The following is a 6955-nucleotide window of genomic DNA, read 5'->3' as shown; positions in this document are numbered from 1 at the left end:
CCGAACATCATCGAGTGCCATCTCGTCGACTACGCGGTCTCGCTCGCGGGCGGGGTGCCGTTCACGATCTTCAACAGCTCGGCGGCGGACCAGATCGCCTACCAGGTGCGCAACGCCGAGGCCACGATCATGATCACGGACCGGGCGTTCGCGGACAAGGTCGGGGTCGCCCTGGACACGCTCGACGGCCAGGTCACGCACCTGATCGTGATCGACGCCGAGTCGGGGCTGAACCTGGCCGCGGTCGAGGCCGCGGGGGACCCCGCGTTCGACTTCGCGGCGGTCGCCGAGGCCATCAGCCCGGACGACGTCGCGACGATGATCTACACCTCCGGCACCACCGGTCCGCCCAAGGCGGCGCTGTGGTCGCACCGCACGATCCTCGCCCAGCAGCGCGCCCTCGACGAGGCGATCCCGTTGCCGCGCATCGGGATCGTGGACTTCCTGCCGATGGCGCACGCGGGCGGCCGGATCAACGTGCACTACATGTCGTTGGTGCACGGTGCCACCGTCACGGTCTGCCCGGACATCCGCGACCTCTCCGCCTGCCTGGTCGACGCGCGCCCGGACGTGCTCTTCTCCACCCCGCGTGCGTTCGAGAAGCTGCAGGTCGGGATCGAGTCCCTGCTCACGGCGGAGTCCGCGGAGCGACAGGCGGAGCTCCGCCGGGTCATCGAGATCGGCCTGCGGCGTTCCGCGGCCGAGGACAACGCCACGGACGTGCCCGCGGAGGCGGCGGCGGACCTCGTCGCCGAGCACGAGCGGGGCAAGGAGCTGCTCAAGCCGCTGCTCGCACACCTCGGGCTGGACCGCGTCGTCGTCGCGATCATCGGGGGCGCCCCGACGCCGCCGGAGATCGTCCGCTACTTCTTCGCCGTGGGCCTGCCCGTGCTGGAGGCGTACGGCGCCACCGAGGTCTCGCTCAACATCTTCAACCGGCTCGACGACTTCAAGACCGGCTCGGCGGGCAAGCCGCTGCCCGGGGTCGAGATCAAGGTCGCCGAGGACGGCGAGCTGCTCGCCCGTGCGGACATGAACATGATCGGCTACCGCAACGAGCCGGAGAAGACGGCGGAGACGATCGACCCCGACGGCTGGGTCCACACGGGGGACATCGTGCAGGTCGACGCGGACGGGTTCGTCAGCATCGTCGACCGCAAGAAGGAGATCATGATCAACGGGGTGGGTAAGAACCTCTCGCCCGCCTACATCGAGACCACGATCTCCGGGGAGAGCCCGCTCATCGGGCAGGTCGTCGCGATCGGGGAGGGCCGCCGCTACGTCGGGGCGCTGATCACCCTGGACCGCGAGGCCCTGCCCGCGGTGGCGGCGCGGCTCGGGCTGGCGGACCGCTCGGTGGACGAGCTCGCCGCGTCGGAGGAGATCCGGGCGGAGGTGCAGGCCGCCGTCGACCGGGGCAACGAGCACCTCAACGGCAACGAGCAGGTGCGCAGCTTCGTCATCGTGCCCGACGCCTGGGTGCCGGACAGCGACGAGCTCACCCCGACCGCGAAGCTCAAGCGCCGCATCATCCACGTCAAGTACGCCGACCAGATCGAGAGCCTCTTCCCGTGACGCGCGCGCAGGTCCCCGTCGAGCCCGCGGCCCCGTACGGGGGGTCCGCCGCACAGTGGCGGGAGTACTCCGACGCACTGGCCGCGTCGGAGGCGATGGGCCTGCGCTGCACCGAGATCGAGCCCGGGCGGGCACGGTTCGCCGTGGCCGACTCGGTGTGGCCGCTCAACCCGGCGGGTGCGGTGCACGGCGGGCTCGTCGCCGCACTCGCCGACCAGGCCCTCGGCATGGTCACGATGACCGTCGTGGGGGAGGGGCAGAAGCCCGCCACGGCGAGCATGACCGTGGAGTACCAGCGCCCGGCCCGCGCCCCGCTGACCCTCGAGGCCGAGGTGTCGAAGGCGGGCCGGACCCTGGTGTTCGTCTCGGTCCTCGTGCGGGACCGGGACGGCAAGGTCTGCACCAAGGTCACCGGCACCTCGGTCGTCGACGGCACCTCGCGCCGGATGACCACGCCCTGAGCCTCGCCGGAGCTTGACCTGGCTGACCTGCGGTTTTAAACTGAGACGACTGAGCTCAAAACTCGGGTGAACGTCGCTCGTCCCACGTGCGTGCCCCCTGTCGCCGTGCGTGTTGTCCGGTTTCAACGACGAACTGGTGGGTGACCCATGTCCTCGGACACTGTCCCGGAGAAGTCCACTGTGGCCTTGACGGAGGCGCAGGAATGGCGCCGCGGAGGCCGCACCGCGGTGAGCGCGATGCTCGGCTTCGGCGCGGGCCCGGTGATGATGCTGACGACCGCCAGCGTCTTCGTGAAGCCGATGATCGAGGCCACCGGCTGGTCGACGACCGAGGTTCTGATCGCGCCGATCCTCAACATCGTCATGGCGTGCGTCGGGCCGTTCGCCGGTCGGTTGGTCGACCGGCGCGGCACCCGGTTGACCCTCGCCGTGGGGCTGCTGCCCTTCGTCGCGCTCCTCGTCCTGTTCGCCGTGCTGCCGTTCAGCCGGCTGACGTTCTACGGCATGGCCGCGCTCATCGGACTGTTCGGTTCCTTCGCCTACACCGTCCCGTACAACCGGGCGGTCGCGCTGTGGTTCGACAAGGGTGCGGGCAAGGCGTTCGGCCTGGTCGGAGCGGGTGCGGCGCTCCTGCCCTTCGCGATCATCCCGGTGCTCGCCGTGGTGGTCTACACCTACGGCTGGCAGCGCGGCTACCTGGTGCTCGCGGCGTTCGCCCTGGTCATCGCGGTCCCGGCCGCGCTGTGGGGCATCAAGCACGGCGGCCCGCACGGTGGAGTCGAGGCGGGTGCGGCGACCGTCGCGCCCGTGGCCACCGGCTCGGCCGTGCCGACCGCGGAGGGGGACGCCGACGCGTCCGCCGTCCTGCGGACCGTGCGGTTCTGGGTGTTCGCGCTGTCGGTCCTGCTGGTGAGCGCCGCCACCGGGGCGTTCCTGTCCAACGTGCAGCCGATCCTGCTCGACGGCGGTCTGAGCGTGGTCCTGGCGACCACCGTGACCACGGTCTACTCCGTCGGCGGCATCGCCGGCCGGTTCGTCGGCGGGGTGCTGCTGGATCTCTTCCCACGCTACCGGGTGGCCCCAATCGTCCTGCTGGTCTCGGGTCTGGGCGCACTCGCCCTCACCGGGGTCGGCGTCCTGCCGTTCGTGCTCGTGATCGTGGCCGCGCTGCTGGTGTCGTTCAGCCAGGGCGCGGAGGGCGACTTCGTCAGCTACTTCATCCTCAAGGAGTACGGGCGCGCGCACTTCGGCAAGCTGTTCGCCGCCGTCTACGTCATGACCGGCGTCGGGGCACTGCTGGGCACGTACGCCTTCGGCATCACCCGGGACCTCACCGGCGGGTACGCGGTCGCGTGCGTCGTCGCGGCATGCTGCTTCCTCGCGGGTGCGGCCACGATGGTCGTCTACGGGATCCTGGGCAGACGATCGCAGCGGGCGACGGCCCCGGTCGAGAGCGCGGTGTGACCGGGCGCCTGGCGGGCCGCGTCGCGATCGTCACCGGTGCGGCCCACCGCGGCTCCGACGGGCTCAACATCGGCGGTGCGATCGCCGCCGAGTTCGTGGCGGAAGGCGCTCGGGTCGTCGCCGCGGACGTCGACGCGGCGGCGGTCGCCGAGCTCGCGGACGTGCTGAACACCGACCGGCCCGCGGTCGTCGCGGTGCCGACGGACGTCCGGGACGAGGCGCAGCTCGTCGCCCTCGTCGAGCGGACGCTGCAGGACTTCGGCGGCCTGGACGTGCTGGTGAACAACGCCGGTGTGTTCCGCGGCGACGACGGCCCGATCGGCGAGCTCGGGGCCGAGGTCTGGGACGACGTCATGGCGGTCAACGTCCGCGGCCCCATGCTGCTGACCCGGCACGCCCTGCCCGCGCTCGTGGCGAGCGGGCACGGCGTCGTCCTGAACACGGCGTCGACCCATTCGATGGGGGGCGACCGCAGGCTCTCGGCCTACGGTGCCTCGAAGGCCGCGCTCAACGCGTTGTCCCAGTACGTGGCCACCCAGTACGGCAAGCAGGGCGTGCGCTGCAACGCGGTCTGCCCGGGGGCCACCGCCAGCCCGCCGCTGCGGCGCGGGACGCCGGAGGTGCTGGCGGTCTACGACCACCACACCCTCAACCCTCGGATCAACACCCCCGCCGATCTCGCCAAGGTCTACGCGTTCCTCGCCTCGGACGACGCCGTCGGCATCAACGGGATGGTCCTCCGGGTGGACGGCGGCCTGCTCGCGCACCAGCCCTACACACCCGACCTCGCCGCCCTGGCGGCGGCCACGACGGGGCCGCTGCTCGGCGCCTGACCTCGTGAGTGGCGATGGTCGCCGGCCGGACCATCGCCACCCACAGGTCAGCGGTTGTGCCACACCGGGTCGCGCCTCTCCAGGAACGCCGCGACCCCTTCGGCGGCGTCCGCGGAGGCGAAGACCGCCTTCCACTCGGCGTCCTGCTCGGTCCAGCCGTCGGTGTAGGTCCCCTCGGCACTGTTGCGGGCGATCGCCTTCGTCGCCGCGACGCCGAGCGGGCCGTTGCGGGCGATCCGCTCGGCGAGCCGGAGGGCCTCGGCGAGGGCCTCCCCGTCCGGCACGACCCGGTTGACCAGCCCGATCTCGCGGGCGCGGGCCGCATCGACCGGGTCGCCGGTCAACAGCAGCTCCATCGCGACCGGCAAGGTGAGCCTGCGGGGGAGCAGCAACGCCCCGCCTCCGCCCGCGACCAGGGAGTGCTGCACCTCGGGCACGCCGAGCCGCGCCCCGGACCCGGCGACGACGAGGTCGCAGGCCAGCAGCAGCTCGAACCCGCCCGCGACGGCCCAGCCCTCCACCGCGGCGACCAGCGGCGCTCGGGGCGGGCGCCGCGAGATCCCACACAGCCCGCGGTCGCCCACCACCGGCCACTCCCCGGCCTGGTACGCGGCGAGGTCCATCCCGGCGCAGAACGTCCCGCCCGCACCCGTCAGGACACCGACCCGCAGCTCGGGATCCGCGTCCAGCTCGTCCATCGCCGCGGCGACGGCGTGGGCGACGGCGTCGTTCAGGGCGTTGCGCACCTCCGGCCGGTTCAGTGTCACGACCAGCACGTGGCCCTGCCGCTCGACGAGGACGGGCGCGGTCACCGCTTGACCAGCTCGATGCCGGAGGTCGTCCGGTCCCAGGTGGACGGTGTGACGCCCTCGTCGCGCAGCAGGTACTTGAGGATCCGGCCGACGTCGTTCTTCGGCAGCTCCGCCCGCAGCTCCACGTAGCGCGGGACGGCGTAGTAGGGCAGCCGGTCGACGGCCCAGGCGCAGAGCTCCTCCTCGGTGAGCGTCGACCCCTCGGCGAGCACGGCGGTCACCTTGACCTCGTCCTCGGACAGCGCGCTCGGCACCGCATGCACCGCGACCTCGGCGATGCCCGGGTGCTGCTGGAAGGTCGACTCCAGCTCGAAGCTGGAGATGTTCTCGCCGCCGCGGCGCAGGTAGTCCTTCTTCCGGTCGGCGAAGTGGAAGTTGCCGTCGGCGTCGAACCTGCCCAGGTCACCGGTGTGGTACCAGAGGTTGCGGAAGGCGTCGAGGGTGGCCTGCGGCCGGTTCCAGTAGCCGGCGAACATGACGTTCGGCCGCAGGGGGCGGCAGATCACCTCGCCGGTCTCCCCGGGCGGGAGCTCGCGGTCCTGCTCGTCGACGATCCGGACGTCGAAGTCCGCGTTGCGCCGTCCGCTCGCCCCGGGGACCGGCGCACCGCTCAGCGGGGCGCACACGATCATTGCGGCCTCGGTGTTGCCGTAGCCCGGCGCGCCCGCGCGCTCGACGCCGAATCGCTCGCGCCATGTCCGCGCGGCCTCGGCGGGGAACGGCGCGCCCAGCGCGATCCGCAGCTGCCCGTGGCAGCGCCGCATCTCCTCGGTGTCCGGCATCTGCGCGATCAGCGGGATCATGATGCCGAGCAGGCTCACCATCCGGGCGCCGCTGCGCTCGATCTCCGGCCAGAACCCGGACAGCGAGAAGCGGCGGGCGATCGAGACGGTGCCCTGCAGCATCGCGGTGGAGAGCACCGACCCGCACAGCGCGTTGACGTGGAAGAGCGGCAGCGGGGTCCACAGTGTCTCGTCCGGGCGGCGGCCGCCCATCTCCGAGACCTGGCGGCCCAGGTTGGCGCCCTGGTTGTGGCTGACCATGCAGCCCTTCGACGGGCCGGTGGTCCCGGCCGTGTAGATCAGCATGCTCAGGGCGCCGGGGTCCGGCAGCGGGCCCGCCGGGCGCGGGTCGGCGGCGTACAGCTCGGCCAGGTCCAGAGGGCCGCCGGGCGACACGAGGTGGCGGAGCTCGGGCAGTCCCGCCGCCACGGCACGCACCCGCTCGGCGTAGTCCGCCTCGGCGATCACGACCCGGGCCAGCGAGTCCGCGACCTGGTGGCGCAGGAACTCGCCCTTCAAGGCCGTGTTCAGCGGCACCAGGATCGCGTCGAGGGCATTGACCGCGAACAGGGTGACGACCGAGTCGAGCGAGTTGTCCAGCAGGGTCACCACTGTGTCCCCACGCCCGACGCCCAGCCCGGCGAGCCCGCCCGCCAGCCTGGCGACCCGGTCGTGGACCTGGGCGTAGGTCCAGCGGGCCCCGCCCACGTCGAGGAATGTCGTGTCCGGGCAGGACTCCACGGCGCGGCGAAGCGCGCCCACCGTGGTCTCCTGTGGCCCGGTCGACCACCCTGCCGTCGCCCCTGGGAACCCCGCTGCCGCCATGGCCACCTCCTGCGCCCGGCAGGTCGACCTCGGGGCGACCGCAGGGTATTTTGAATCGAACGATCTCAGAATAGGAGCCCGCGCGGAGCGGGTCAACGGACGGAGGCACCGATGCCGACGATCGCCGGGCTGGTCATCCACAACGCGCGGCGGGTCACTGGAGTGGACAGACCCTCCACCAGCTGGTGGGACGGGTGCTGGCC

General features: G+C 72.1%; 6 protein-coding genes. 4 read left to right on the top strand and 2 right to left on the bottom strand.

Features of this window, described 5'->3' with window-relative positions; genetic code table 11:
• From H5J29_RS16015 to H5J29_RS16000, 4 genes are all read left to right on the top strand, one after another.
• The coding region (locus tag H5J29_RS16015; RefSeq protein ID WP_181781763.1) for an AMP-dependent synthetase/ligase at positions 1 to 1575 on the top strand (1575 nt) is incomplete at its 5' end.
• On the top strand, positions 1572 to 2036 hold the full coding sequence (locus H5J29_RS16010; RefSeq protein WP_181781762.1) for a PaaI family thioesterase: 465 nt from the start codon (positions 1572 to 1574) through the stop codon (positions 2034 to 2036). The genes H5J29_RS16015 and H5J29_RS16010, both read left to right, overlap by 4 nt.
• Positions 2037 to 2183: 147 nt before the next feature.
• Positions 2184 to 3500, top strand: a complete 1317-nt coding sequence (locus H5J29_RS16005; RefSeq protein ID WP_181781761.1) for an MFS transporter — start codon at positions 2184 to 2186, stop codon at positions 3498 to 3500.
• On the top strand, positions 3497 to 4333 hold the full coding sequence (locus tag H5J29_RS16000) for an SDR family NAD(P)-dependent oxidoreductase (protein WP_220187480.1): 837 nt from the start codon (positions 3497 to 3499) through the stop codon (positions 4331 to 4333). Before H5J29_RS16005 ends, H5J29_RS16000 begins: the two co-directional genes overlap by 4 nt.
• A 47-nt stretch (positions 4334 to 4380) precedes the next feature.
• Here H5J29_RS16000 and H5J29_RS15995 read toward each other — a convergent pair whose 3' ends face one another.
• Together H5J29_RS15995 and H5J29_RS15990 are read right to left on the bottom strand one after the other, a co-directional pair.
• Complete coding sequence (locus tag H5J29_RS15995) at positions 4381 to 5145, bottom strand: crotonase/enoyl-CoA hydratase family protein (protein ID WP_181781759.1); 765 nt, start codon at positions 5143 to 5145, stop codon at positions 4381 to 4383.
• Positions 5142 to 6689 carry an AMP-binding protein gene (locus tag H5J29_RS15990; RefSeq protein WP_220187479.1) on the bottom strand — a complete coding sequence of 516 codons (1548 nt, stop codon included), beginning with the start codon at positions 6687 to 6689 and terminating at the stop codon, positions 5142 to 5144. The genes H5J29_RS15995 and H5J29_RS15990 overlap by 4 nt, the downstream gene beginning before the upstream one ends.
• Positions 6690 to 6955: the final 266 nt, after the last annotated feature.

Origin of the sequence: Pseudonocardia pini, assembly GCF_013870575.1 — a bacterium.
In the GTDB taxonomy this organism is placed as follows: domain Bacteria; phylum Actinomycetota; class Actinomycetes; order Mycobacteriales; family Pseudonocardiaceae; genus Pseudonocardia; species Pseudonocardia pini.
The sequence above is the reverse complement of the archived record's forward strand: the minus strand, read 5'-3'. Positions and strand labels throughout refer to the sequence as shown.

Coding starts and splice junctions, on each gene's coding strand:
- H5J29_RS16005 (WP_181781761.1), top strand. CDS start 2,184: ATGTCCTCGGACACTGTCCCGGAGAAGTCCACTGTGGCCTTGACGGAG.